Source organism: Haloferax gibbonsii, from assembly GCF_001190965.1.
Classification (GTDB): domain Archaea; phylum Halobacteriota; class Halobacteria; order Halobacteriales; family Haloferacaceae; genus Haloferax; species Haloferax gibbonsii.
In genome coordinates this window covers 2785344-2811886 of record NZ_CP011947.1, presented here as the reverse complement: position 1 = coordinate 2811886, position 26543 = coordinate 2785344, and the positions used below count along the sequence as shown (strand labels likewise).

The 26543-nt window shown below is 67.7% G+C and carries 26 protein-coding genes; 17 read left to right on the top strand and 9 right to left on the bottom strand.

The window, feature by feature from the left end; all coding sequences use genetic code 11:
• Positions 1–31: 31 nt before the first annotated feature.
• The 4 genes from ABY42_RS14320 to ABY42_RS14305 all read left to right on the top strand — a co-directional run bounded on the left by ABY42_RS14320 (position 32) and on the right by ABY42_RS14305 (position 5980).
• Positions 32–559 carry a YIP1 family protein gene (locus tag ABY42_RS14320; protein ID WP_081605193.1) on the top strand — a complete coding sequence of 176 codons (528 nt, stop codon included), beginning with the start codon at positions 32–34 and terminating at the stop codon, positions 557–559.
• A gap of 126 nt (positions 560–685) precedes the next feature.
• Positions 686–2881: a DHH family phosphoesterase gene (locus tag ABY42_RS14315; protein WP_050459819.1), complete on the top strand. Its 2196-nt coding sequence runs from the start codon at positions 686–688 to the stop codon at positions 2879–2881.
• 129 nt (positions 2882–3010) lie between these two features.
• Positions 3011–4669: a tRNA uridine(34) 5-carboxymethylaminomethyl modification radical SAM/GNAT enzyme Elp3 gene (locus ABY42_RS14310; protein WP_004974351.1), complete on the top strand. Its 1659-nt coding sequence runs from the start codon at positions 3011–3013 to the stop codon at positions 4667–4669.
• A gap of 87 nt (positions 4670–4756) precedes the next feature.
• Positions 4757–5980, top strand: coding sequence for a mechanosensitive ion channel family protein (locus tag ABY42_RS14305; RefSeq protein ID WP_050459818.1), 1224 nt, complete (start codon positions 4757–4759; stop codon positions 5978–5980).
• Positions 5981–5989: 9 nt separating this feature from the next.
• On the opposite strand, the gene ABY42_RS14300 is transcribed toward ABY42_RS14305, so the two are convergent.
• Positions 5990–6433 carry a GNAT family N-acetyltransferase gene (locus ABY42_RS14300; protein WP_050459817.1) on the bottom strand — a complete coding sequence of 148 codons (444 nt, stop codon included), beginning with the start codon at positions 6431–6433 and terminating at the stop codon, positions 5990–5992.
• Positions 6434–6507: 74 nt separating this feature from the next.
• Here ABY42_RS14300 and ABY42_RS14295 point away from each other — a divergent pair, with 74 nt between their 5' ends.
• Positions 6508–6924 carry a hypothetical protein gene (locus ABY42_RS14295; protein ID WP_050459816.1) on the top strand — a complete coding sequence of 139 codons (417 nt, stop codon included), beginning with the start codon at positions 6508–6510 and terminating at the stop codon, positions 6922–6924.
• On the opposite strand, the gene ABY42_RS14290 is transcribed toward ABY42_RS14295, so the two are convergent.
• The gene (locus tag ABY42_RS14290; protein WP_050459815.1) at positions 6891–8240 is read right to left on the bottom strand and encodes a hypothetical protein; all 1350 of its coding nucleotides are present in this window, start codon (positions 8238–8240) and stop codon (positions 6891–6893) included. The genes ABY42_RS14295 and ABY42_RS14290 overlap by 34 nt on opposite strands.
• Before the next feature lie 108 nt (positions 8241–8348).
• Between ABY42_RS14290 and rqcH the strand changes: the two genes are divergently transcribed.
• The 6 genes from rqcH (at position 8349) to ABY42_RS14260 (ending at position 14514) form a co-directional block, all read left to right on the top strand.
• Positions 8349–10457: a ribosome rescue protein RqcH gene (gene rqcH / locus ABY42_RS14285; protein WP_004974359.1), complete on the top strand. Its 2109-nt coding sequence runs from the start codon at positions 8349–8351 to the stop codon at positions 10455–10457.
• A gap of 186 nt (positions 10458–10643) precedes the next feature.
• Positions 10644–11351 carry a DUF4013 domain-containing protein gene (locus ABY42_RS14280; protein ID WP_050459814.1) on the top strand — a complete coding sequence of 236 codons (708 nt, stop codon included), beginning with the start codon at positions 10644–10646 and terminating at the stop codon, positions 11349–11351.
• Between the two features lie 67 nt (positions 11352–11418).
• Positions 11419–12123, top strand: a complete 705-nt coding sequence (locus tag ABY42_RS14275) for a DUF4013 domain-containing protein (RefSeq protein ID WP_050459813.1) — start codon at positions 11419–11421, stop codon at positions 12121–12123.
• Positions 12124–12230: 107 nt separating this feature from the next.
• The gene (locus ABY42_RS14270) at positions 12231–13301 is read left to right on the top strand and encodes an mRNA surveillance protein pelota (protein ID WP_004974363.1); all 1071 of its coding nucleotides are present in this window, start codon (positions 12231–12233) and stop codon (positions 13299–13301) included.
• A gap of 62 nt (positions 13302–13363) precedes the next feature.
• Positions 13364–13795, top strand: coding sequence for a hypothetical protein (locus ABY42_RS14265; RefSeq protein ID WP_004974364.1), 432 nt, complete (start codon positions 13364–13366; stop codon positions 13793–13795).
• A 167-nt stretch (positions 13796–13962) separates the two neighbouring features.
• A complete protein-coding gene (locus ABY42_RS14260) occupies positions 13963–14514 on the top strand; it encodes a hypothetical protein (RefSeq protein ID WP_050459812.1) in 552 nt (183 codons plus the stop codon).
• 98 nt (positions 14515–14612) lie between these two features.
• On the opposite strand, the gene ABY42_RS14255 is transcribed toward ABY42_RS14260, so the two are convergent.
• Together ABY42_RS14255 and ABY42_RS14250 are read right to left on the bottom strand one after the other, a co-directional pair.
• The gene (locus ABY42_RS14255; RefSeq protein WP_050459811.1) at positions 14613–15611 is read right to left on the bottom strand and encodes an ornithine cyclodeaminase family protein; all 999 of its coding nucleotides are present in this window, start codon (positions 15609–15611) and stop codon (positions 14613–14615) included.
• A 72-nt stretch (positions 15612–15683) separates the two neighbouring features.
• The gene (locus ABY42_RS14250) at positions 15684–15932 is read right to left on the bottom strand and encodes a hypothetical protein (RefSeq protein WP_049905039.1); all 249 of its coding nucleotides are present in this window, start codon (positions 15930–15932) and stop codon (positions 15684–15686) included.
• A gap of 228 nt (positions 15933–16160) precedes the next feature.
• Between ABY42_RS14250 and ABY42_RS14245 the strand changes: the two genes are divergently transcribed.
• Complete coding sequence (locus tag ABY42_RS14245; RefSeq protein ID WP_050459810.1) at positions 16161–17513, top strand: MFS transporter; 1353 nt, start codon at positions 16161–16163, stop codon at positions 17511–17513.
• Between the two features lie 61 nt (positions 17514–17574).
• Here ABY42_RS14245 and ABY42_RS14240 read toward each other — a convergent pair whose 3' ends face one another.
• Both ABY42_RS14240 and ABY42_RS14235 read right to left on the bottom strand, forming a co-directional pair.
• On the bottom strand, positions 17575–17991 hold the full coding sequence (locus tag ABY42_RS14240; protein ID WP_004974375.1) for a DUF3054 domain-containing protein: 417 nt from the start codon (positions 17989–17991) through the stop codon (positions 17575–17577).
• Between the two features lie 21 nt (positions 17992–18012).
• Complete coding sequence (locus ABY42_RS14235) at positions 18013–18594, bottom strand: class I SAM-dependent methyltransferase (RefSeq protein ID WP_050459949.1); 582 nt, start codon at positions 18592–18594, stop codon at positions 18013–18015.
• A 58-nt stretch (positions 18595–18652) separates the two neighbouring features.
• Between ABY42_RS14235 and ABY42_RS14230 the strand changes: the two genes are divergently transcribed.
• From ABY42_RS14230 to ABY42_RS14220, 3 genes are all read left to right on the top strand, one after another.
• On the top strand, positions 18653–19273 hold the full coding sequence (locus ABY42_RS14230) for a GNAT family N-acetyltransferase (protein ID WP_050459809.1): 621 nt from the start codon (positions 18653–18655) through the stop codon (positions 19271–19273).
• Between the two features lie 27 nt (positions 19274–19300).
• Positions 19301–20281, top strand: a complete 981-nt coding sequence (gene fen / locus ABY42_RS14225; protein ID WP_050459808.1) for a flap endonuclease-1 — start codon at positions 19301–19303, stop codon at positions 20279–20281.
• A gap of 66 nt (positions 20282–20347) precedes the next feature.
• A complete protein-coding gene (locus ABY42_RS14220) occupies positions 20348–21697 on the top strand; it encodes a hypothetical protein (protein WP_050459807.1) in 1350 nt (449 codons plus the stop codon).
• A 9-nt stretch (positions 21698–21706) separates the two neighbouring features.
• Here ABY42_RS14220 and ABY42_RS14215 read toward each other — a convergent pair whose 3' ends face one another.
• Positions 21707–23059, bottom strand: coding sequence for a class-III pyridoxal-phosphate-dependent aminotransferase (locus tag ABY42_RS14215; RefSeq protein ID WP_050459806.1), 1353 nt, complete (start codon positions 23057–23059; stop codon positions 21707–21709).
• Positions 23060–23279: 220 nt separating this feature from the next.
• Here ABY42_RS14215 and ABY42_RS14210 point away from each other — a divergent pair, with 220 nt between their 5' ends.
• On the top strand, positions 23280–24545 hold the full coding sequence (locus ABY42_RS14210) for an AI-2E family transporter (protein ID WP_050459948.1): 1266 nt from the start codon (positions 23280–23282) through the stop codon (positions 24543–24545).
• Positions 24546–24559: 14 nt separating this feature from the next.
• Here the strand turns inward: ABY42_RS14210 and ABY42_RS14205 are convergent, their stop codons facing one another.
• Together ABY42_RS14205 and ABY42_RS19890 are read right to left on the bottom strand one after the other, a co-directional pair.
• Entirely contained in the window at positions 24560–24847 is a 288-nt protein-coding gene (locus ABY42_RS14205; RefSeq protein ID WP_004044685.1) for a PadR family transcriptional regulator, read from the bottom strand.
• 690 nt (positions 24848–25537) lie between these two features.
• Complete coding sequence (locus ABY42_RS19890; RefSeq protein WP_004974390.1) at positions 25538–25684, bottom strand: hypothetical protein; 147 nt, start codon at positions 25682–25684, stop codon at positions 25538–25540.
• Between the two features lie 143 nt (positions 25685–25827).
• On the opposite strand from ABY42_RS19890, the gene ABY42_RS14200 reads away from it, so the two are divergent.
• Positions 25828–26538, top strand: coding sequence for a DUF7117 family protein (locus ABY42_RS14200; protein WP_050459805.1), 711 nt, complete (start codon positions 25828–25830; stop codon positions 26536–26538).
• The last annotated feature ends 5 nt before the right edge of the window (positions 26539–26543 follow it).

Sequence of the window (26543 nt, the reverse complement as noted above, 5' to 3'; positions counted from 1 at the left end):
ACCGACCGGCATCCTCCGCGCGTGGGTCGCCGTGGTCGTCCGCCCCCGCCAGTTCTTCCGGGACGGCGTCGCTCCCGGCGACCAAGCGCCCGGCCTCGTGTTCGCCATCGCGGTGGCGCTCGTCTATCAGGGCCTCGGGTTCGCCTTCGCGCCGGCGACGATTCCGGCCATCGAGGGCGGCCCGCTCGTCTCGGCGCTCGTCGCCCTGCTCGTCGTCGCGCTGTTCGTCGCGCCGGCGCTCCTCCACCTGACGGCGGCCATCCAGACGGCGCTTCTCATCCCGCTTTTGTCCCGCCGCGCGGGGGTGAGCGAGACGGTGCAGGTCATCGCCTACGCCGCCGCGCCGTGCGCTTTCGCCAGCCTCCCGATTCCCGGCGTCCGCGCGCTGTGCGCCGCCTACGGCGCGGTGCTCCTCGTCGTCGGCATCAGCGAGGTCCATCAGACGACGGTTCCGAAGGCGGCGCTCGCCGCGGCCGTCCCCGCCGGCGTGGTCTTCGGCTACGCCTTCGGCGGCTTCCGCGCCGTCTCGGAACTCGCCGCGGCGCTCGCGCTCGTCTGAGCCGAACCGCGCCTCGAATTCCCGCGTTTCGACCGACGGAGCGCCGTTTTTTCGCCCGCACACGCGCAAATCTCCCCTGAGCGTTTTTCGACAATCGTTTTAGTTAGGGGTTGTTTGCTCAACGCAATGGATTGGATTACGCACGAGGAGGACGTCTGGTTCGAATTCCGGGGCAATAGCCCCCACCAGCTCGTCCCCGGCCGATTTTACAGAGGCACCGTCGACGGGTACGCCGACTTCGGTGTCTTCGTCGACCTCGCTTCGAACGTGACCGGATTACTGCACCGCAGCGAACTCGACCGCCGCCTCGAATCCCTCGAATGGGAGCCGGGCGACGAGGTGTTCGTCCAGGTGAAGAACGTCCGCGACAACGGCAACATCGACCTCGGCTGGTCGATTCGCCAGTCCGACTCGGAGTTCCGCGGCGCTCGCATCCACGACCCCGACGGCGACGCCGACGGCCAGCCCGTCGAGAAGGAAGCCGAGAGCAGCGGTCCAGCGACCGTCAAGACGCGCCCGAAGACGGGCAAGACGACGAAGCCCGTCGGCGCGAGCACGTCGTCCGAGACGGTCGAAGCCGAGCCCGAGTCCGAACAGGACGCCGCGTCCGAGTCCGAGTCCGAGTCCGAGTCCGACGCCGGAGACGAGGACCGCGCGCCGACCGCCGGGGACGTCGTCGACGACATCGCCGTCAACGGCGAGTCCGAGCAGGACGTCGAAGCGGAACCCGAAAGCGAACCCGAGTCCGAGTCGGCGCCCGAGCAGGACGACACCGACGCCGAGCAGGAAGCCGAGACCGAGGCTGACGCCGACGCCGACGAGGCGGAGCGCGTGACCCTCGCCAGCATCGACGACCGCGTCGGCGACGTGATTCGCGTCGAGGGCGAAATCGCCAGCGTCCGCCAGACCGGCGGCCCGACGGTGTTCGAACTCCGCGACGAGACGGCCATCGCCGACTGCGCGGCCTTCGTCGAGGCCGGCGTCCGCGCGTACCCCGAAGTCGAAGTGGGCGACTACGTCCGCATCGACGGCGAGGTCGAGCGCCGCCGCGGCGAACTGCAGATAGAGACCGAGGAGCTGACGGTTCTCGACGGCGACGAGGCCGATACCGTGGCCCAGCGCCTCGCGGACGCCCTCTCGGACGAGGCCCGACCGGACGCCGTCGCGCCCCTCGCGGCCCACGAGCCGGTCGCCGCCGTCGGCAAGTCGCTGCTCGACGCCGCGGAGGCCATCCGCCGCGCCGTCCTCGAATCGCGACCCATCGTCGTCCGCCACACGGCCACCGCCGACGGCTACGTCGCCGGCGCCGCCGTCGAGCGCGCCGTGCTCCCGCTCATCCGCGAGGAGCACCCCCGCGACGACGCCGAGTACCACTACTTCACCCGTCGCCCGCTCGAGGAGGCCGTCTACGGCATGGACGCCGCCACGAACGACGTGACGCGGATGCTCGAAGACCGCGACCGCCACGACGAGAAGCTCCCGCTCGTGCTTCTCCTCGGTGCCGGCTCGACCGCCGAGTCCCTCGACGGCCTCGGCCTGCTCGGCGTCTACGGCTCCGAGCGCGTCGTCGTCGACGCCGCGCCCGCTGACGACGAGGTCGCCGAGGAAGTCGACGTGCTCGTCAACCCCGCCCGCGAGGGAGCCGACGCCCGCGACCTCTCGGTCGGCGCGCTCGCCTCCACGCTCTCGGTCGCCGTCAACGAGGACATCCGCGACGACGTGTCGCACCTCCCCGCCGTCAGCTACTGGGAGAACTGCCCGCAGCAGTACCTCGACCTCGCCGAGTCCCACGGCTTCGACGCCGACCGCGTCCGCGAACTCCGCGAGGCCGTCGCGCTGGAAGCCTACTACCAGTCCTATCAGGACAAGCGCGAACTCATCGCCGACCTGCTGTTCGACGCCGACGAGGGCCTCGCCGGCCACGTCTCCGAGCAGTTCCGCATCAAGCTCGAAGACGAAATCGAGACGGCGCAGGCGAACCTCGAACGCCGCGACGTCGGCGCAATCTCCGTGGCCGTCCTCGACTCGGACGCCTACAGTCACCGCTTCGACTTCCCGCCGACGGGCCTGCTCGTGGACGAACTCCACCGCCGCACCCGCGAGGGTGACGCCTTCGTGACCGTCGCGCTCGGCATGGACGAACTCTACCTGCGCTCGACGGGCGACCTCGACCTCCGCGCGGTCGTCGAGTCGGCCGCCGAGAAAGCGCCCGCCGCCGGCCTCGCCGCCGCGGGCATCCGCGAAGGTCGCATCGAGTTCCTGACCGGCGCGCGCGACGAGGCGCTCGAAGCCGTCCTCGACGCCGCCGCCGAGCAGTTCTAAGCCGCAATCCAGACTCCTCCTCGCGCGGTTCGACGGAGGGCTGTATTCCAGCCTCCCGAGCGACACGCTTATCCACGAAACGACCCGATTCGCGCCCATGAACCGCCACCGCGTCGCCGAACGGGAGGTGTGTCCGTGAGCGCCGAGACCGAGACGGAGTCCGAGGCGTTCGAACGGACCTGCGAGGCGCTCGTCGAGCGCATCCTCGCGGGCGACGTCGACCGCGACGGCCTCGAATCGGCAAAGCTCGACGCCTGTTCGGAACACTCCTCGCCGAAGGTTCCGAAGAACGTCGAGATTCTGCAGTACGCCCCGGAAGACCGCCGCGAGGAGGTCAAAGAGGTCGTCCAGCGAAAGCCCGTCCGGACCGCCTCCGGCGTCTCGCCGGTCGCCATCATGACCTCGCCGCACATGTGCCCCCACGGGAAGTGTCTCTACTGTCCCGGCGGGCCCGCCAGCGAGTTCTCCTCGTCGCAGTCGTACACGGGCCACGAGCCCGCGGCCGCCCGCGGCGTCCAGAACGACTACGACCCCTACGGGCAGGTCACGCTCCGACTCGAACAGCTTCGACACATCGGCCATCCCGTGGACAAGGTCGAACTCATCTTGATGGGCGGGACGATGACCGCCCGGAGCCACGACTACCAGGAGTGGTTCGTCAAGCGGGCGCTCGAAGCGATGAACGACTACGACCTCGACAAGGAGCCCGAACCGGCGGAAGACCGGTCGTTCAAGCCCGACCCCGAGGATGTCGAGTTCAAGTACATCGAGGACGTCATCGCCGAGAACGAGACGAACGACATCCGCAACATCGGGACGACCTTCGAGACGAAGCCGGATTGGTGCGACCCCGAGCAGATAGACCGGATGCTCGATTTGGGCGCGACGAAGGTCGAAGTCGGCGTCCAGACGACCTACGAGCGCATCAACCGCGAGATGCACCGCGGCCACGGCGTGCAGGCCTCTATCGACGCCAACCGCCGGCTCCGCGACTCGGCGTTCAAGGTCGGCTTCCACATGATGCCCGGCCAGCCGGGCATGACCAAGGAGATGTGTCTGGAGGACTTCCGTCAGCTGTTCGAAAACAGCGACTGGCGCCCCGATTACCTCAAAATCTACCCGACGCTCATCGTCCGCGACACCATCACCTACGACATGTGGCGGCGCGACGAGTACGAACCGCTGAACAACGAGGAGGCCGCCGACATCGTCGCGGAGGTCATGGGCATGATTCCGAAGTACACCCGCCTCCAGCGCGTCCAGCGGGACATCCCCGCGGACTTCATCGACGCCGGCGTCTGGAAGTCGAACCTCCGACAACTGGCCGCCCAGCGCGCCGAGGAACGAGGTATCGTCCAGCGGGACATCCGCGCCCGCGAGGTCGGCATGAACGAGGCCGACCCGGACCCAGAGCGCATCGAACTCGACGTGATGACCTACGAGGTCGCCGGCGGCACGGAGCACTTCATCTCGTTCGAGGACCCCGTCGAGGACCTGCTCGTCGGGTTCTGTCGCCTCCGGTTCCCCGGCAACCCGGTCCGCCGCGAACTGCAGGACGCGGCGCTCGTCCGTGAACTCCACGTCTACGGCTCCGAGGCGGGCATCGGTGCCGACGGCGACTGGCAGCACAAGGGCTACGGGAAGAAGCTCCTCGCGCACGCCGAAGAACTGTCCCGCGACGCCGGCTACGACAAGATTTCGGTCATCTCGGGCATCGGCGTCCGGCAGTACTACAAGGAGAAACTCGGCTACCACCAGGACGGTCCGTACGTGTCGAAGCGGCTGTAGCCGACGAAAACACCCTTATCGACCGATTCTCACCGCTGATTGTCGCTCCGCCACGTTTTTACTTTTCGGCCGACCGCAGTCGATAGAATGGCACCACAGGGGGGTGCGGCGGTTCAGGGGCAGGCGACGACGTGGCTTCAGGACCTCCGCTCGGCGCTCGCACAGTTCGTTTCGACCGAAGAACGGCTCGGCATCTCGGCGGCGCTCGTGGCGCTCGCGCTCGGAATCGCGGTGTTCCTCGCGCCGCGACTCGTCTCGCGGGCGACCGCCGAGTTCCGAACGCGAGTGTTGGACCACCCGCGGGTTCCCGACGCCGTCACCGACGCGGCGTGGCTGTTTCCCGCGACGGTCGTCGTCCGGACGCTCCAACTCGCGGTCTTCGTCGGCGCGGCGCTGTCACTGTTGCTCCTCTGGGGCTTTACGGGCCTCGCCGCGGATTTCGCCGAGGTGCTCGCCGTCGCGGTTCCGAACGCCGTCAAACTCGGGGCTACGGTCGCGCTGTTCGCCGGCGCGCTCGTCGGAACGAACGTCCTCGAAGAGCGATTGGAGTCGTACGCGACCGCCTCGGACAACATCAACGCCCACCAGCAGGGCATCGTCTTCCGCGTCCTCCAACTGGTCGTCCTCCTCGCGGTCGGGATGGCGGCGCTCACCGTCTGGCAGGTCCGAATCGGCGGCCTGCTCGTCGGCGCGGGCTTCCTCGGTATCGTGGTCGGGATGGCCGCGAGACAGACCCTCGGGTCGCTCATCGCGGGCTTCGTGCTGATGTTCTCCCGGCCGTTCGAACTCGGCGACTGGGTGGAGATAGACGACGCCGAGGGCATCGTCACCGACATCACCATCATCAACACCCGACTGAGCAACGCCGACGGCGAGACGGTCGTCTTCCCCAACGACCGCGTGACGAACGCGAAGATAACCAACCGGACGAAGCGCAATCGCCTCCGACTCCGCCTCGACGTGGGCATCGACTACGAGGCCGACATCGAACACGCCGAGTCGGTAGCGGCGGAAGCGCTCACCGACCTCCAGTTCGTCGAGGAGGTGCCGAAACCGCAGGTGATGCCGACGACGTTCGGCGACTCGTCAATCGGGCTCCAACTCCGCTTTTGGATTACGAACCCCTCGGCCCCGCGTCGGGCGCAGGCGAAAGCCGAGGTGCTTCGGAGCGTGAAACTCGCGTTCGACCGCGAGGGAATCAAGATACCCTACCCGCAGCGCGAACTGCTCGCCCGCGAGGAGTCCGACGGCTTCCAGCTCCGAGAGGCCCGTCGCAGTCGGCCGGTGGAGAAGTCGGTCTCGAAGGAGTAGGCGTCCCGGCTACAGCGATTTTCGCATCTCGACGTGCGGGATGCCGGCCTCGTCGAACTCGTCGCTCGTCGTCTCGTAGTCGAGGCCGTGGTAGAACCCCTCCGCGGTCGTCTGGCCGTGGAGCAGAAGCGAGTCGAACCCGCGCTCGCTCGCCTCGGCTTCGAGCGCGTCCATGAGCCGTCGCCCCCAGCCCTCGCCGCGGGCCGATTCGAGGACGGCGACGCGCTCGACCTTGCCGACGCCGGGTTCGTACTCGCGCAGGCGGGCCGCGCCCACCGGGCCGCCGCCGCGGTAGGCGACGAAGTGGACCGCCTCGGCGTCCGGGTCGTCGTGTTCGTCCCACTCTAGTTCCTCGTCGACGCCCTGTTCGTCCACGAAGACGGCCTTTCGGACGGCGAAGGCGTCGTCGCGCTCGCCCTCGGTGACCGCGACGCGGACCTCGGTTTCGCTCATGGGAGCAGTTCCGCGGGCGGCCACCTGACGATTGCGGAGCGGGTTTTATCGTGTCGTTCCACTGACTACCGTCCGTGAGTACGCTCGACAGGTTCTTCCTCGGACGCGAGGACGCCCCCGTTCGACAGCATCAACTGGGCGGCGTCGCCCTCTTCGCGCTCGTCTTCGCCACGCACCTCCCGCCGGACGCGGTCGGTCCGCTTTCGTACCCGTTCGGGCTCCGGCTGTGGCCCGTGGTCGCGCTCGGCCTCGGTGGCGGCGCGGTCGGTGCGCTCCGCGGCGACGGCGTCTTCGGGGCGCTCCCGCTCGGCGCCGGCCCGGTACTCGGCTTCTTCGCGGCGCTCGGCGCGGCCGAGTTGACGACGCCGAGCATGGGACTCTGGCAGGGAGTCGCGACCGGTCTCGTCGCCGGCGGACTCCTCGCGGCCGTCGGATTCGCGCTCGGCTTCCTCGGGCGCTACGCCGCCGTTCGCGCTCTGTCGTCGGTCTGACCCCGTTCGGACTCGCCGCCGAGCGCCCAGCCGAGTCGGTAGACGAGCGACCCGGTTGCGAGTGTCACCAGCACCCAAACGACGAGCAGAATCCCGAGAAAGAGGACGCCGTAGCCACCGAAGGGAACCAGTGGCAGCGCGAAGACCACGGGCGCGGCGACGATGGCGAGCGACAGCGGGCGCGTGCTTCCGTCACGTCGGGCCGCGTAGCCGAGGGGAAGAAACAGCACGACGGCGGCCTCTAACGCGAGCGCGCTGACCGAGAACCACGGGTTCGGCCCCGGCATCGCAATCGCGGTGGCGACCGCGAGCGCGACCTGCGGCCCGACGGTCGCGGCGACGAGACGACGGAATCCGAGCGCTTTGGGGCGGACCGCCGAGACGACGCCGAGCGCGACGAGTTGGAGTGCGAGGAGCCACGCCATCGCGGCGACGCTCCCGGAGAACGCCCGGACGGCGAGGAGACAGAGGCCCCACAGGACGCCGAGTCCCGCGACGACGGGGCCGAACCGCCGCGCCCCCCGGTCGCCGTCGAACCGGCGGTCGAAGTGCCGGATGAGGAGGACGCCGACGGTGAGCACGAGCGTCGGGACGAACGCGACCCACGCGAGGTTCGTGAGGATACCGGGTCCCGAGTCGGCGGCGAGACTGGTGTAGGCCGCGGCCGTGGTCGCGAGTCCCGCGTCGGGGCCGAACGTGAGGTACGTCTGGCTTCCGACGCTGGACGGGTCCCCGCCGTCGGCGCTCCAGACGGCGGCCGTCTCGGTGGTCCGAGTCCCGGGGGGCGCGGTGAGGAGCGCCGACCCCTCGGGACCGCTCACGGCGAATCGGTCGGCATCGACGTAGACGGTGCCTCTGACCCCGTCGACGTGGAAGTAGTCCACGACTAGCACGTCGCCGTAGCCGCGGTACGCCATCCCGGGCTCCTCGAAGGTCACGACCGCGGTGTCGCCGTCCATCCGGGTTTCGAGGCGTCTGCGGTCGTCGGTGAACACGCGGTGTTCTTCGAAGGTCCGGCTGACGACGCGGTCGAGTCGGTCGGGGTTCTCGCGGAACGTCGCGGCCGACTCGTCGTCGAGTTCGACGCGGGCGGTCCACGTCCCGACGCCGTCGTCGTCGACGCGGACCCGGAGCGCGCTCGATTCGACGGTGAGCGGGACGCCCGCGGCGTCGGCCGTCTCCTCGAACGCCTCGCCGCAGACGCCGCAGACGGCTTCGGGCGGCGGTCGCGCCTCGGCGGGGACGCTCCCGACGGGGAGCGCGGCCAGCGCGACGAGGAGGGCGAGGGCGGCGAGAGCGAGGGTACGGGGGCGCATTCACCGAATACATTCCGACTGGTTGATAAGTATCTTATCCCCGATTCGGGCGGCCGTCGCACCCGCGGAAACGACACCCCTTTTCGTTCGCCGCCAAAAAGCGAGTCCATGGACCCGAAGCGGGAACTCACGAGCGTCGACCTCGCGGCCCTCGTCACCGAGTTGAACCGGTACGAGGGCGCGAAGGTCGACAAGGCGTACCTCTACGGCGACGACCTGCTTCGCCTCAAGATGCGGGACTTCGACCGCGGTCGGCTCGAACTCCTCCTCGAGGTGGGCGAGATAAAGCGCGCGCACCTCGCCGCACAGGAGCACGTTCCGGACGCCCCCGGTCGGCCGCCGAACTTCGCGATGATGCTCAGAAACCGGCTCAACGGGGCCGACTTCGCGGGCGTCGAGCAGTACGAGTTCGACCGCATCCTCACGTTCACGTTCGAGCGCGGCGACGAGAACACGAAAATCGTCGTCGAACTGTTCGGACAGGGCAACATCGCGGTGCTCGACGAGACGGGCGAAGTCGTCCGCAGTCTGGAGACGGTGCGGCTCAAGTCGCGGACGGTCGCGCCGGGGTCGCAGTACGAGTACCCCGCCTCGCGGCTCGACCCCCTCACCGTCAGCCGCGACGCCCTCGGCCGGAACATGGAGCAGTCCGACACCGACGTGGTGCGGACGCTCGCCACTCAGTTGAACCTCGGCGGCCTCTACGCCGAAGAGCTGTGTACCCGCGCCGGCGTCGAGAAGACGCTCGATATCGCCGACGCGACCGCCGAGGACTACGACGCCGTCTACGACGCCATCGTCGACCTCCGCCAACAGGTGCGCTCCGGGGAGTTCGACCCGCGGCTCTACCTCGGCGACGACGGCGAGGTCGTGGACGTGACGCCCTTCCCGCTGCGCGAACACCAGAACGCCGGACTCGACGAGGAGGCCTACGACACGTTCAACGACGCGCTCGACGAGTACTTTTTCCGGCTCGATTTGACCGCCGACGAGCAGGAAGCCACGTCGAACCGGCCGGATTTCGAGGAGGAAATCGCCAAACAGCAGCGCATCATCGACCAGCAGGAGGGCGCGATAGAGGGCTTCGAACAGCAGGCCGAAGACGAGCGCGAGCGCGCCGAACTGCTGTACGCCAACTACGACCTCGTCGACGACGTGCTGTCGACCGTCCGCGGCGCGCGCGAGGAGGGCGTCCCGTGGGACGACATCGCCGCGAGGCTTGAGGAGGGTGCCGAACAGGGCATCCCCGAGGCCGAGGCCGTCACGAACGTCGACGGCGCGAACGGCACGGTCACCATCGAACTCGACGACGCGACCGTCACCCTCGAGGTGTCGATGGGCGTCGAGAAGAACGCCGACCGCCTCTACACCGAGGCCAAGCGCATCGAGGAGAAAAAGGAGGGCGCGCTGGCCGCCATCGAGGACACCCGCGAGGAGCTCGCGGCCGTGAAGAAGCGCCGCGACGAGTGGGAGGCCGACGACGACGAGGACGACGAGGAAGACGAGGACGAAGAGCCGGAGGAGACCGACTGGCTCGCGCTCGATTCGGTCCCCGTCAAGTCCACGGAACACTGGTTCGAGCGGTTCCGCTGGTTCCACACTTCGAGCGGCTACCTCGTCGTCGGCGGCCGCAACGCCGACCAAAACGAGGAGCTGGTGAAGAAGTACATGAGCAAGCACGACCGCTTTTTCCACACGCAGGCCCACGGCGGGCCGGTCACGCTCCTGAAGGCGACGGGGCCGAGCGAGCCCGCGCAGGCGGTCGACTTCTCCGACGAGACGCTCCGCGAGGCCGCGCAGTTCGCCGTCTCGTACTCCTCCATCTGGAAGGAGGGCCGCTTCGCCGACGACGCCTACATGGTCGAGCCCTCGCAGGTGTCGAAGACGCCCGAGTCGGGCGAGTACATCGAAAAGGGGAGTTTCGTCATCCGCGGCGACCGCGAGTACTTCGAGGACGTGGCCGCGAAAGTCGCGGTCGGCATCCAGTGCGAGGACGAGACGCGCGTCATCGGCGGTCCGCCGTCGGCAATCGAGGCGCGCGCGGAGACGACGCTGACGCTCACGCCGGGGCAGTACGCCCAGAACGACGCCGCGAAACTGTGTTATCGCCGGCTCCGCGAGCGCTTCGCCGACAAGTCGTTCGTCAGAAAAATCGCATCACCCGACCAGATTCAGGAGTTCCTCCCGCCGGGCGGCAGCGACATCGTCGACGAGTGAACGTCGACGCCGTCCCTCGGTAATCAGACGCTAGACGGCTTAATATTCAATTATTCGGTCGCGTCGGGTACAAGATTATATACTTTCTCGTCGTAATGTTGCTTCGAGCGCGCGTGTCAACCCGCGAATCTCACATTCGGCCGAACGGCCGGTGGGTGGGTGGGTGGTGGCGCTCGGTGAATCCCAATGCTTTCAGAATCACTCAATTACCTTCGAAACGGCGAGGACTGGGTAAAGACGGTCCTCATCGGCGGCGTCCTCGGCCTGTTGAGCTTCCTCATCGTCCCGACGTTCCTCGTCATCGGCTATCTCCTTCGGGTCGTTCGCGCGACCATGAAGGGCGACGAGGTTCCCCCGGTGTTCGACGACTGGGGCGACATGGCGATAGACGGCGTGAAAGGCTTCGCTATCGCGTTCGTCTACGCGCTCGTCCCGGCCATCATCGCGGGCGTGTTCGGCTTCGCCGGCATCGTCGGCGCGGCGGCCGGCGGCTCCGACGCCGCGGGCGCGCTGGGCGGCATCGTGGCGCTCGTGGGCCTCCTGCTCGCGTTCGTCCTCGGCCTGCTCGCCGCGTACCTCATCCCGGCGGCGCTGTCGAACTACGCCGAGACCGACCGCATGGGCGCGGCGTTCGACTTCGGCACGCTCCGGCCCATCCTGACCTCGGGCAAGTACGCCACCGCGTGGCTCACGGCCTTCGCGGTGCTGTTCGCGTCGTCCATCGTGGTCGGCGTCCTCAACGTCATCCCGCTTCTCGGCTTCGTCGTCGGGGCGTTCGTGACGTTCTACGCGGCCGTCGCCGCCTACTACATCATCGGCAAGACGTGGGGCGAACTCCACGACATCGAGATGATGGACGAAGGCGAGACGCCGGGCGAACAGCCCGCCGTCTGAACTGTCAGCGAAAACCCGAATTTTCGACGGAATATCTAAGCCGCTAGCGGCGCGACACCCCAACGGTATGCTCTCCGACGCGCTGTGGTTTCTCAAGCGAAGCGACGACTGGGTTGCGACGACGATTATCGGCGGGGTTCTCTCGCTGCTTTCGGTTCTGGTACTCCCGGCGATTATCCTGCAGGGCTACTTCGTCAGGGCGATGCAGGCGGCCGCGAACGGCGAGCGGGCCGCTCCCTCGTTCACCGACTGGGGCGGCCTGTTCGTCGACGGCCTGAAACTGTTCGTGGTGACGTTCGTCTGGGCGTTGGTGGCGGTTATCCCGGCGATGCTCCTCTCGGTCATCATCGGCATCGGCACCTTCACCGTCTCCGAGGCGGCGACGGGGAGCGCTGCGGCGTCCTCCGCGGGCGGCGTCGGACTCGGCATCGTCTCGGTCGTCCTCGGGCTCCTCGTGTTCGCGCTCAGCCTCCTCGCGGCCTACCTCGCACCGGCCGCCGGGGCGAACTTCGCCATCGAGGGGAACCTCGGTGCCGGCTTCGACGTGCGCACGATTCTCTCGGGCGCGCTCACCGGCGAGTACGCCGTCGCGTGGTTGCTCGCGCTCGTCGTCGCGGCTGCGCTCGGATTCATCGGCGGTCTTCTCTTCGTCATCGTCGTCGGGTTCTTCATCCTGTTTTACGCGCAGGTGATGACGTACTACCTGTGGGCGCGCGGCTTCGCCGACGCCACCGGCAAGGGCCAACAGTCGACGCAGTCGACCGGATGGTAAGCGGCGCAGGGCGGTAGGCGGCGACCGCGCTGGCATCCGCGACGCCGACTCGCGCCGGGTGACCGCGATAGCAGGACTCTTTTCCGTTCCCCGACGACCGGACGTGTATGCGCATTTCGAGCCGCGGTCGCGGCGAGGAGGGGCGCGAGCGAATCACGCTCGTCCCCGAGAACGTCGACGACCTCTGGCACCTCTCGTACGTCCTCGAACCGGGTGACCTCGTCTCCGGCGACACCACCCGCCGCATCCAGCGCGACGACGAGCAGATGCGGGACACCGGCGGCGAGCGCGAGCACCTCAACGTCACCATCGAGGTCGACGACGTGGAGTTCGCGCGCTTCGCCAACCGCCTCCGCGTCGGCGGCGTCATCGTCTCCTGTTCCCGCGAGGACCAACTCGGCCACCACCACACGCTCAACGTCGAGGAGCGCGCCGAGATAACCATCGAGAAGCACTTCAAGGCCGACCAGATAGACCGCATCGAGACGGCCGAACAGGCCGCCGAGAACCCCGACGTCGCCATCGCGACCGTCGAGGAGGGCGCGGCCTACATCCACACCGTCGCCCAGTACGGCACCGACGAGTACGCCTCGCTCACGAAGCCGACGGGGAAAGGCGAGTACGCCCGCCCGCGGTCCGAACTGTTCGACGAACTCGGGTCCGCGCTGTCGCACCTCGACGTGGACGCCATCATCCTCGCCGGCCCGGGCTTCACGAAGAACGACGCGATGGACTACTTCGAGAACAACTTCCCCGAGGTCGCAGAGACAATCGTCACGACCGTCGACACCGCCGGCGTCGGCGACCGCGGCGTCCACGAGGTGCTCAAGCGCGGCGCGGTCGACGACGTGCAGAAACAGACCCGCATCGCCGAGGAGGCCAACCTCATCGACGAACTGATGGAGAACATCTCGACGGGCGCGAAGGCGGCCTACGGGGTCGAACAGGTCGCCGAGGCCGCCGACTTCGGCGCGGTCGAACATCTGCTTCTCCTCGACTCTCGGCTCCGCGCCGAGCGACAGGGCGACGGCGACTGGGACGTGGACGTGAACGACATCATCGACTCGGTCGAACAGAAGGGCGGCGAGGTCACCGTGTTCTCCGCGGAGTTCCAGCCCGGCGAGCAGTTGAAGAACCTCGGCGGCATCGCCGCGGTCCTCCGGTACCGACTCCAGTAGCCCGCCTTCGCCGCCACCGCCGGAGAAACCGTTTAGCCGCCGGAAACCAACGTCTAGTCGTGATGCGGAGGGGGCTCTCGGAGGCGACGAGGCGGGTCGACCGCTGGCTCGACCAGGTGTTTTTCGCCGCGTGGGAGGTGTCGGTACTGGCGATTCCGACGCTCTGGCTCCTGCTTTTCGCGACCCCGAGAGCCGCGGTGTCGCTGTCCGGTCTCACCGCCCTCGCGGTGAGCGCCGTCGCCGTCGGCACCTTCCGCGGCGGCTACGTCGGAACCGGGTCGTGGCCGCGGCCCGGCCACCTACCGACGCTCCCGATTCGCTCGGCGTACTACAGCCTCGTCGTCGGCGGTGCGGCGCTCCTCGGTGCCGCAGCACAGGTCCACACCGGGTGGTTCTGGGCGGGCATCGTCGTCCCCGTGTTCGCCGTCGGGGCGTTGGCGATGCTGCCGTCGGTCGTCGCCGCCGTCGAACAGACCGCACGACTGACGCTGTGATTCGATATCGACAGTGAGGCGACATTCACTCCGAATTTGGAAGAAACCCGGCACAGAGTGGTGTGAGATATCGAAAAACCACTATCTGCTTTCTCGTCCCTCGTTCACTCGAATCGTCGGGCCGGGCGCGGTCTCGCCCGACTCGTCGATTTCGAAGGAGAACGACTATGACGAACACAGAACACCGAGACGGCCCGACCCGTCGCCGGTTCCTCCGGGCGTCCGGACTGCTCGTGGGCGGACTCGCCCTCGGCGTCGGCGCGACTGGAACCGCCGTAGCGGGAGTCTCGGTCGCAAACGGGTGGTACGAAGAAGAAGAGATATACTACGTCGCTCACGGGGTGGAGGAGGGAGTGACGGAACGCGGAGAAAACGACATCTACCTCATCGGCGGCGACAGGACGTTGCAGGCACAGGTCGTCGAGTTCATCCCCGGGGAGTCCGGGTACTCACCCCACTGGAACGCAAACCTCGTCAATACGGCCGCAGGGAAGACGGTGGCCGACATCGTCGCCTCGCCGTACGTCTCGGACCACTATCCGGAGGCGCTGTTCGACGACGTCGAAGACATTCGGGCGGCGGCAGACGCTGGGCTGGTCACGATATCGAAACCCGGCGTCGTCGTCCTGTGTCCGATCGTTCCGGAACGCGTCGCAGATGCACCCGGAAACACCGAACTTCCCGAGGCGTTCCCCCGTCCGTGGCCGACGACGTTCTGAGCGAGAACGAACGCCGGTGACGGTCGCTTTTTGTCACGACTGCGCGGCGACCGTCTCGGTGAGACTCCGCTCGTCTATCGAAACTCCGCCCGTCCGTTCTACTCGCCAGTCAGCGACTCGCTCGCCGGCGAGAAGTCGATGGTCGTTCCGAGCCCCTCCTCGCGCGCCTTCTCGTAGAGCATGTGCGCCGCGGCGACCGTCTCGATGCCCGTGCCGCCGCTGTCGAAGACGGTTATCTCCTCGTCGTCCTCGCGCCCGGCGGCGACGCCCGCGACGACCTCGCCGAGTTCGGCGTGGATGTGGTCCTCGTCGACGACGCCGGCCTCGACGGCGGCGAGGAACGACCCGGCGTCCATCGTGGCGCGCTCGCGGAGGTCGGGGACGTACGTCGCGCGCTCGATGGTCGTCTCGTCGAGTTCGCGCTTTTCGGGGTGGTACTGACCCATCGCGGTGACGTGCGTGCCGGGTTCGAGCAGGTCGCCGTCGAACACCGGCTCCGCGGCGGTCGTGGCGGTGACGACGATGTCGGCTCCCTCGACGGCCGCGGCGCTGGAGGCGACGGCGGCGACGCTGGCGTCGAGCGTGCGGTCCATCTCGCCCGCGAACGACTCGCGGCTCTCCTTCGTCGGCGAGTAGACCCAGACGGTGTCGAGGTCGCGGACGGTCGCGGCGGCCCGGAGCTGTCCGCGGGCCTGCGCGCCGCTCCCGATGAGCGCGAGCGTCGAGGCGTCGTCGCGGGCGAGGGCGTCGATGGCGACTCCGCCCGCCGCCCCGGTCTTGAAGGGATTCATGCTCGCGCCGTCGAGGAGCGCCAGCGGCTCGCCGCTCTCGGCGTCGAAAAGCGGCGTCATGAACCACGCGTCCTCCGCGCCGAAGCCGGCGGAGTACATGTAGCCGCCCATCGCGCCCGTCTCGGGGAGCACGGCCGCGTAGGAGGTGAGCATGCCCGGCGGCTCGCGGTTGAACAGTTTCGTCCGCGGCTCGGCCGGCGCGCCCTCGCCGCGCTGTCTGTAGCCCTCGCGGACGGCATCGACGTACTCGGCAGGGGTCGCCAGTCCGCTAACCTCGTCGCTCGTGAGGAACAAGGTCGCTGTCATGGTCGGAAAAACGGGACCTGCGGTCAAAACCCTGCGGGCCGGCGAACCGACCGGACGGGCGCGGGTTGGGGGTTAGTCTGCGTCGAGGACCGAAGGAGAGGGCGCGTCAGCGGCGTTGGGACCGGCGTGTTCGTCGAGGCGGGCGGGGGACGGCGACGAGGGCCCGTTCACGAAGAGCGCGTGGCCGGTGAGGAGCGCGGCCATGCCCGCGGCCATCGGCACTGCCGTGGTCAACTGCAACCCGGCGACGGTAAGCGTGCCGGTGATGCCGAGGAGTGTGAGCGGGATGAGCCCAAGAATGTAGTCGTAATATCCGGTCATAATATATAACATACTACGGACGTAAGTGGTATAATTCTTTCCCATAGATGACTGATACTGTTTTTGTGGCATTCGGATACCTTCCTCATAACTTATAGCGAGATAATCGCAAGACGACGGAGGGGTTGTAGCCCCAGAAGAACATCACGAATTCGATACTGTGGATTGTGCCTCTCGCCCGAACAGTCGGGCCGGCGCTCGCGTCGTCTGCCGGAACTCCACACGATTATGGGAGTCGGTGCCGTGGCCGGAGACGTGAACCGTAACGACCGCTCAATCGTCGCGTTGGTGATGCTCGCCCACGGGATGGTCCACACGTACGAACTGTCCATCCCCATCTTCGTGGCCATCTGGCTCGGGGAGTTCGCGAGCATCGATCTCGGCCTCGCGACGATTCCCGTCACGACCGCCTCGCTGGGCGTGATGACCGGCCTCGGATTCGCGCTGTTCGGCCTCGGGGCGCTCCCCGGCGGCATCCTCGTCGACCGCGTCGGTTCCAAGCGCCTCATCGTCGCCTGTCTCCTCGGCATGGCCGGGTCGTTCGTCCTGCTCGCGCTGTCGCCGAACCTCGTCGTCGTCGCCCTCGCGCTCGTCGTCTGGGGCGCGGCGGCCAGCGTCTACCACCCCGCCGGGCTCCGGCTCATCAGCACCGGCGTCGAGGAACGCGGGACCGGCTTCGCCTACCACGGCATCGCCGGGAACCTCGGCATCGGTTTCGGGCCCTTCCTCACCGCGCTCCTCCTGTTGTTCTTCGACTGGCACCTCGTCGCCGGCGTGCTCGCGCTCCCGGCGCTCGTGGCCGCCGCGCTCGCTACCCGCGCCAACTTCGAAGAGCAGGCCGCGGTCGCCGCGACCGACGGCGGCGACGGGAGCGACACCGGCGGCGACGACAAAGCCGGCGCGGGCGTCTCCTCGTTCGCGGAACTGGTCTCGCAGTCGAAGCACCTGTTCGCCGGCGGGTTCGCGCTCGTCTTCGCGCTCGTGATGTTCTCGGGGCTCTACTACCGCGGCGTCACGACGTTCCTCCCGGACCTCCTCGGCTCGGTCATCGGCATCGAGCCGATACCCGTCTCCGAACTCCTCCCCGCCGCCCTCGCGTCCGGGTCGGCCGGTGGCGCGCCGACGCTCGACGTGGAACTGTTCGTCTACGCCGGTCTCCTGACGGTCGGCGTCTTCGGGCAGTACGTCGGCGGGAAGCTCACCGACCGCATCAGGACCGAACGCGGTATCGTCGCCGGCTTCGGCGCGCTCGCCGTCATCGCCGTCGCCTTCCTCCCCGTGGCGAGTCTCGGCGTCGGCCCGCTCCTCGCAGTCTGTGCGCTCCTCGGCTTCTTCCTGTTCATGGTCCAGCCGTTCTATCAGGCGACCGTCGCGGAGTACACGCCCGCCGGGCTCCGCGGGCTCTCGTACGGGTTTACTTACCTCGGCGTGTTCGGCGTCGGCGCGCTCGGCGGTGCCGTCGCCGGCTACATCCTCACCGTCGCCGACTCGACGGCGCTGTTCTTGGTCCTCGCCGGGTTCGCGACGGCCGCGACGCTCCTCGGCGTGACGTTGTTGCGACGGCGGCCGACGCCCGCCTGAGGGCGGTCGATCGGCCGAAAAAACAGTTTTTGACGGACGGGTTCGGTCCGGTCTCCGCGTCTCAGACGAGTCGGAAGTAAATCGTCCGCCAGACGCCGAGCGCGACGGAGCCGAGCACCAGCATGACCGCGACGAACGTGAGTTCGACGCCGCCTTCGAAAAGCGGCGTCCAGCGAATCGCCATGCCGATGACGGTCGCCGCGAGCCACGAGCGAATGCCGAGCGGGACGGCCGACTTCGCCGACTCGGCCGCGCCCGGCGAGTACGCGCCCAACAGCGGGGCGGTGACGAGCCATCCGATGAGGAACGGGACCGAGGTGAGTACCCAGCCGACCGGGTCGGCCGAGAGGTACGACACCCCGTTGTGCTGAACCACGCCGACGGTGACGAGGAGGAAGATGGCGAGCACGTCGCCCACCGCGATGGGTAACGCCCCGGCATCGAGTCGCTCCTCTAAGAACGAAGTCGAGGTTGCCATAGGCGAGGATTCGTCGCCCCCCTAATGGCTTTCCCGCTTTTTTCCGACCACCGTGTACTCGAAGCCCCGTTCGACCACGTCGGCCTCGAACCCGACGCGTTCGAGAAAGCGCACGAGCTCGTCGGGCGCGGCGAACGCCGAGCCGAAGCCGACGACGCGCTCGGCGGCGACGAGCCCCCGCCCGAGGAGCGTCTCGGGGTCGAACTCGTTGACGGCGAACACCCCGCCGGGCGCGAGCACGCGGAAGACCTCCTCGGCGACCCCCCGCTGGTTCGGCATGTGGTGGAAGGCGTCCACGACGGTCACGGCGTCGAGGGAGTCGTCGGCGAAGGGAAGCCCTCGGGCGTCGCCGCGGACGCAGTCGAGGCCTCGCTCGCGCGCCCGACGGAGCATCCCGGCCGAGCGGTCGAGGACGATGCGCTCGGGAACGTCGAGCGCGAGGGTCGCCCGCCCGGAGCCGCCGCCGATGTCGACGACGCGCTCGACGGGGCGGTCGGCGCGGTCGAGCGCGGTCCCGAGCGCGCCGGGGTCGGCGGGCGGCATCACGAGGTCGTAAACGGGTGCGAAGCGGTCGAAGAACCGAACGTCGCCAGCGCCGTGCATGCCCGACTCCACGGCTCCGCCGGGGAAGGTTCTTGCGCGCGGCGATCCCATCTCGGCCATGGAGTTCGACCTGCTCGGGTGGCCCGAAGACGGGCCGCGACTCCGCCTCGACTACCGGCGGTTCGCCTACGCGGGGAAGTTCGTCACCGCGGGGACGGGCAAGACGGTGTTCCGCGACCCCGACGCGCCCCTGCCGGCGCTCGACGACGACCGGCCCGCGCCGACCGGCGGCCCCGATTCTCTGCCGCCGCTGGCCGAGGACGTGGTCGCCGCCGTCGCGTTCAACGAGGACCGAACGGACCCGACGACGCTCTGGCTCCGGTACGTCACGGTCCGGCGGGACCGCCGGGGCGACGGACTCGGTCCCGACCTCCTCCGCCGGACCTGCGAAGCCGCCGCGGACCGCGGCTACGAGACGGTCCGCATCGCCGCGAACAACCCCTTCGCCTACGAGGCGTGCCACAAGGCCGGGTTCGGCTTTACGGGCCGCGAGACGGGCGTCGCCGAGTTGGTGCTGGAGCGCCCCGCCGACGCGCCCGTCGCGGTCTCACGCGAGACGTACCAGTCCGGCCTCGACCGCTACCGCGCCCGCGACCTCGGCGACCCGGAGCGGTCGTTTCTCGCGGCGCGCGAGGGGGCGGAGCCTCCCGGAGTCGGCGGCGTTCACTCGGACGATTGAAACCCTCGGCCCCCGAAGGCCGAGCAAATGGGAAACGCAGACCTGCGGACGCTCGCCGCGCTCTCCGAGGTGTCGTTCGACGAGGTGGCCGGGAGCGTCGTCGCCGTCGACGCCCACAACTGGCTGTACCGGTATCTCACGACGACGGTCAAGTGGACGAGCTCGGAGAAGTACACGACGAGCGAGGGGAAAGAGGTCGCCAACCTCGTCGGCATCGTCCAGGGGCTCCCCAAGTTCTTCGAACACGACCTGACGCCCGTCTTCGTCTTCGACGGCGGCGTCACGGAGATGAAAGACGACGAGGTGGCAAAGCGCCGCGAACAGCGCGAGAAGGCCGAAGAACGGCTCGAAGCGGCCCGCGAGGCCGGCGACGCGGCCGAGGCCGCCCGGATGGAAGCGCGCACCCAGCGACTCACCGAGACGATTCAGGACACCAGCCGCGAACTCCTCTCGCTGCTCGACGTGCCCGTGGTCGAAGCGCCCGCCGAGGGCGAGGCGCAGGCGTCCTACATGGCCCGCAAGGGCGACGCCGACTACGTGGGCAGCGAGGACTACGACACCCTCCTGTTCGGCGCGCCCTACACGCTCCGACAGCTCACGAGCAAGGGCGACCCCGAGCTGATGGACCTCGACGCGACGCTCGACAAGCACGACATCACCTACGAGCAACTCGTGGACATCGCCATGCTCTGCGGGACCGACTTCAACGAGGGCATCACGGGAATCGGCCCGAAGACCGCCGTGAAAGTCGTCAAGGAACACGGCGACCTCTGGTCGGTCCTCGAAGCCCGCGGCGACAGCATCCCCAACGCCGACCGAGTGCGCGAGTTCTTCCTCGACCCGCCGGTCACCGACGACTACGACTACGACACGGACATCGACCCGGACGTGGCCGCCGCCCGCGAGTTCGTCACCGAGACGTGGGAGGTCGACCCCGACGAGGTCCACCGCGGCTTCGAGCGCATCGAGGAGTCGGTCACGCAGACCGGCCTCGACCGCTGGACGTAGGCCGCGCTCGCGCCGAGCCAACAGCCCGCCGACACGTTTACACGGGCCGGTTCGGAACTCCGGCGTGTGTCCCCCGACGACGCCCCTCCCACAGACGACTCTCCGTCCGACGAACCCTCCTCGCTCTCGCGTCGCCAACTGCTCGGCCTCGTCGGCGGCGCGGGCGCGGTCGGCGGAATCGCCTGGTTCAGGCCGACGTGGCTCCCCGACCCGATTACCGACTGGCTGACGACGCTGTATCCCAATCCACCGAGTAACTACGTCTGGCAGCCGCCGGTGAGCGACGACCACGCCGACGCGGCGGTGGCGAACCTCGAATCCGTCGTCGAACGGGCTGAGGAGTTGCGCTCGCGGGTCGACCGCGATTCGGTTGACGAAGACACGTGGTTTCACCTCCGTACGACCCCGGGGGGCGGCCACCTCGATTCCGCGAAAGAGGAACGGGACGCCCGCGACCGGCTCAGGTCTGCAACTACCGGGCTTCAGTACGCCGGTGAGACGGTCGGGTACGCGACCATCGCGCTCGGAGACGACGACCCCGAGGTCCTCGTCGAGCGCGGCCGCGAACTGGAACAGGCGATTGACGATCTCGCCGCGTCAGTCTCCGAGTACCGCGTTTCTGCCCCCGGCCGCGACCTCGCGTATCTCTACTCAATCGAGCGACTCCTCTCGTTCACGCGACTGACCGTCGGTTGGGGCGACTCGAACGGCAGCGACGAGAGGGCCGACTACTCGGCGCACGACTTCGCCGGCGAGTGGGGGTCGCAGTTACAGACACAACAGCGCATTCGGACCGCACGCTACTACCGCGAGCAGTACCGCACGAACCTCGGCGACGACGCGACCGCGTATCGGGACCGGCTCGCGGACGCCACCGAGAGGTTCCGGACGGACATCGAACAGTACCCGTCACGCGGTGAGATGCGGACGAGGCTCGATGAGGAACCCAGCCTCGACAGGAACACGCCCTACGGGGTCGCTCGCTGGGAGCTGTTCACGCTGTGTTTCGACGACAGCTTCAACTACGTCGGAGACTACGAGCGCGGGTTGACCGCGAAGCTGTTTGTCGACACCGGTCGCGCCCTGCTCGCCCGACGGGCGCACGACATCGTGCTCGACGCCCTCGACGTGGAACCCGGCGACACCGACTACGACTCCGGCCGGTCGTTCCGAGCGAAACGCCGTGCGATGCGGGTGTTCCGGCGCGTCCGCGACGAGTACGATTCCCCGCTCGCGGGCGTCGTCGCGAACGAGGCGGCGAGCATTATCCGCGCCGGCGACGTGAGTCTCGAAATGGGTGACGGTCCCGCGTGGAAAGAGCGCGTCGAATCGGCGGTGTACTACCTCGTCGGTGCCGGGATGATGCGCGAACTCGGGAACGTGGTCGAACCCGTCGTCAACCGCGACGCGACCTGACCGGCCGCGTTACGACACGTCCTCGATGGCATCCAGCAGCATCGTCGCGCCGAGGTCGATTTCGCGGTCCGTCACGTCGAGCGGCGGGAGGATTCGAAGCACCTTGTAGCCGCACGAGAGGGTGAGGAGGCCGCGCTTGAGGGCGGCTTCCTGCACGGCGTCGCGGCGTTCTTTGGTGTCGAACTCGACGGCGAGCAGCAGGCCCTTGCCGCGCACGTCGACGACGGTTTCGGGCGCGTCGTCGCGCAGCCGCTCGATGAACTGTCGGCCGCGGGCGACGGCGTTGTCGAGCAGGTCGTACTCCTCGATGGCTTCGAGGGTGAACACGCCCTGCATCGAGGAGACGATGTCGCCCGCACCCCACGTCGAGGAGAGCCGCGAGGTCTCGTCGGGGAATATCTCGTCGTTCGAGATGGTCGCGCCGACGCGGAGGCCCTTCGCGCCGGTGATGATGTCGGGCTCGATGGGGTAGTGGTCGGAGCCCCACAGCTCGCCGGTTCGGCCGACGCCGGTCTGAATCTCGTCGGCGATGAGCGTCAGGTCGTAGTCGTCGACGACGGCGGCGAGCTCTTCTGCGAAGGCGTCCGACGGGAAGCGGTAGCCGCCCTCGCCCTGAATCGGTTCGACGATGACGTAGGAGACCTCGTCGGCGTCGATGTGGCCCTTCTTCGGGTGGAGCTTCTGCCGGAGTTTGGAGACGGCGGAGTCGCCGTCGGGGAAGAAGCCGCAGGAACACGTCTCGGGCGAGCAGGTCCGGTCGTCGCAGAACGGCACGTCGAGGACGCCCGAAATCTCGGGGAACTTGCGCCGGTAGACGGACTTCGAGCGGTTGAGCGAGAGCGCGCCGAGGGTGCGGCCGTGGAACGCGCCCTCGAAGGTGACGCCGTACTTCGCGCCGTCGGCGTGGTCGTAGGCGATTTTGATGGCGTTCTCGACCGCCTCGGCCCCGGAGTTCGACAGGAACACCGTGTCCATCCCGTAGTGGCTCGTGAGGTCGGTCAGTTTGTCCATGAGCGCCGCGGGGCCGGGAAGACGCTCCTCGCCGGGCGCGGAGCCGTCGCTGACGTAGAAGTCCTGGCCGGCGATTTTCGTCGGGTCGACGAGGTCGAACTCGGCCATGCGGTCCATGACCTTCGGGTTGTTGTAGCCGAGCGGGGCGGCCGCGACGTGGCTCGTGAAGTCGAGGAGGACGTTGCCGTCGACGTCGGTGCAGAAGGGCCCCTCGGACTCCGCCGTGATGTCCCAGACGAAGTCGTAGACGTACGTGCTCGGCGCGGCGTGCTCGTGGTGGTACTCGACCCACTGGCGCGCTTTCTCGCCGGGCATCGAATCGACGCGTGGCACCGCCGTCTCTCGGTCCATGCGGCTCGGTACGGAGACACGTGTGTTAAGATATTCGTTATTAATGATGCAATATCGGCCGGGGCGCGGTCCAGTCGGTCGGTTTCGCCGCGCGAGAGGACGCCTTCGACGGCCGAACGTGACGGTGTGGCGTCGTGACCTGTCGCTCCCGCGATAGGCTTTTGACGCCTCCGCGTCCGTGTTGGGTATGGCTCTCCCCGACATCCAGCGTTCCCGCGCGATGTGGTGGTCGCTCGCGTTGGTCCTCGCGGGCGCGCTCGCCTACGTCGTCTACTCTTTTATCGGGACGTTCGTCTTCGGTCTCTTCATCTACTACGCCACGCGACCCATCTACCGGCGGATTCGGAGGCGGGTGAAGCCCCCAAGCCTCGCGGCGGCTGTGGCGCTTTTCGCCCTCGCGCTCCCCGCGCTCGGACTCGTCGTCTACGCCGCGACCATCGCCCTCCGCGAGTTCCTGAAATACGCCGACCAACTCTCCTCCGACGAGGTGCCCATCGACCTCGAAGCCTACGGCATCGACCCCACGCTGCTGGAGGGAATCGCCAGCCCGCAGGCGCTGTTGGAGTACGACTTCCGGTCGGTGTTGACTCCCGAAGCGATCAGCTCGGTGTTCGATTCGCTGAGCGTCGCCGCCAACACCTTCGCGTTCCTCGGTATCGGCGCGATTCACCTGTTCGTCATGATCGCGTTCGCGTTCTATCTCCTCCGCGACGGCCACCGACTCCGCCGGTGGGGCCAGTCGATGTTCGCCGACGACCACGGTATCCTCGAAGCCTACATGCGCGGCGTGGACCGCGATTTCAACAACATCTTCTTCGGCAACATCCTGAACGCCATCCTCACGGGCACCATCGGGGTCATCGCGTACTCGCTTTTGAACGTTATCGCGCCCGTGGGCGTCAACATCCCCGCACCGGCGCTTATCGGCCTGCTCGCCGGCGTCGCGAGCCTCATTCCCGTCGTCGGGATGAAGCTCGTCTACGTCCCCGTCGCTGCCTACATGGCTCTCGAAGCGACGATTGCCAACCCGCCCGGGTTCTGGTTCGTCCTGCTTTTCGCCGCCGTCTCGTTCGTCATCGTGGACACGATTCCCGACCTCGTGCTCCGGCCGTACGTCTCCGGACGGAGCCTCCACGTCGGGGCCGTGATGCTCGCCTACACGTTCGGCCCGCTCCTGTTCGGCTGGTACGGCATCTTCCTCATGCCGATGATACTCGTGCTGTTCGTGAACTTCGTCCGGCTCGTTCTACCGGAGCTCCTGGCGGGAAAGCCGATTCGGCCGTACATGGTCGACCCCGGACATCTGGTCGACGGCCCGCCGGTCGAGGAGTTGACGGCCGACGAGGCGGACGACGAACCGCGAGAAACAGCCGCGACCGACCGGCCGGAAGTGAGCGAATCGGACGAGCTAGAGACGTTTACCGACCGAGACGAGAAATCGAGTCGTGACTCACGGTCGCCGTCCGACGCCGGCGTGGACGGGTAGTCCGAGTCGCCCGCTCACGCTTCGAAGTCTTCGGGGACGTACTCCGCTTCCCACTCGTCGCGGGCCTTTATCTCGCGGCGACCGCGGCGGGTGAGCGTGTAGTAGTTGGTCCGGCGGTCGCGCTGGCCCTTGTCGACCAGCCCCTTCTCGACGAGCGTGTCGAGGTTGGGGTAGAGCCGCCCGTGGTGAATCTCCTTTTCGTAGTAGGCTTCGAGTTCTTCTTTGATGGCGAGTCCGTGCGGCTCTTCGAGACCCGCGATGACGTACAGCAGGTCTCGCTGGAATCCTGTCAGGTCGTACATCGGTAAATTCGACTCGTATGTTACTGTCTAATTCAGATAAGCATATCGGCCTCGACCGACGATTCTCCCTCGAAAACCCGCTAGTCTCCGAGATACTCCGTCAGCAATCATGTAGTCCAAATTACTAATTTCCCGAAGTTGCCGTTTCGATGTCCGGATATGTCCACAACTGGACGGCTCGGGCGCAGTAAGCGAGTAGATTGTTAAGTGTTATCAATGAACAACCACACGACTATCCAAAACGGAAATCCGAGGCGAGATGGCGGCGTCACCGCTCTCGGAGCGACTGGCGGCGGGTCGAACACGTAGCTCGTGTGATGAGACCGAGTTGACGACTCGGATGGCCACCGAGAACGGCCGGGGCCGGGACCGGAAGCCGGAGCCGGAGCTCGGATGTGACTCGAACGCGGCACGAATGGAACAGTCGCTCTCGGGTCGTAGCTTCGCGCAGAAGGAAAGCAAGCCGTGCCGGAAATCTCCGGCACGGCATGCCGCCCTGAATTGGTCCCCGCTGACGCTTCGGCCCTCCAAAGCGAAGCGTCACTATCGGCTACTGTTCGGTTTCACTTAAAGATAACGACGCGTGCCAAACATTGACAATTCGGCTAACTGTCCGTCTGAGTGGCACGCACGCGCCGAATTCCGGAAACGATGCGGTTCCGCTCTACTCGAAGATTTATGTTATGAAACTCACATGTGTTCCTCTTCCAGGACCCAGCCGAGCGCCCGCTTATAATGGGTCATGAGCTTTCTGACCCCCTCGTGTCGCATCTCGTCGGAGTCGAGTTCGTCCTTCAGGAACTCGTACTGCTCTCGGACCTCGGATTCGCTTCGCATATGCCGACGGTGGGCCGCCGGACGTATGTAGCCCGGCGGTCGTCTCGGCTGGCGACCGCTCGCGGCCGCGTCGACTCGCCTCGCCCCTGATGCCCTCGCGTCGGGTCGCCGTGCTTTTGCGCCGCCGGGTCGAATCCAGTCGCATGGAGATACGCGGCGAGCGCGAGTGCAAGGAGTGCGACCACCGGTGGTCGTACTACGAGACGGGAAGCGTATCGTGCCCGCAGTGCGGGAGCCTCCGGAGCGTCGGCGTCGGCGACAGGGAACGCCACACCGCCATGCAGGTCGACCTCGACCTCTCGGCGCACCGGTCGGCCGTCGGCGACGGGTCGATTCGCGACGCCGCCCCGGCGTTGAAGTCCGACCTCCGCGACTACATCCGGCAGACGGGCTACATCCGCGGGGGCGAACTGCTCCCCCTCGACGACACCCCGCTGGCGGCTCACGAACTGCTCCACGCGGTCGACGTGGTCGCCCGGTCGAACCGCCCCACGGACGACGAACAGTTCTACGTCATCACCTTGCTCCGCCGCGCCGACGAGGGAGAGCGCCCCGACCCCGACGCCGTGCCCGACTCGATGGCCGACGCCCGCGGCCTCGCCTACGCCGAGGCCATCGACGCCTACTGCCGCGACCTCTCGACGTGGCTCGACGACAACCCGAACCCCGAGGTCAGGACGACGCTCGAAACCCTCTCGAACCATCGCAAGCGCGTCGAAGCGCTCGACGGGGCCGTCTCGCTTTCGGAGTCCGAGGCGCTCGTCGCGGCCGCCCGCGAGATACACACCGCGCTCGTCGACGACGACCTCGACGCGCTCGCGTCGGCCCGCGACACGCTCGCGGCGCTGTTCTGACGCTC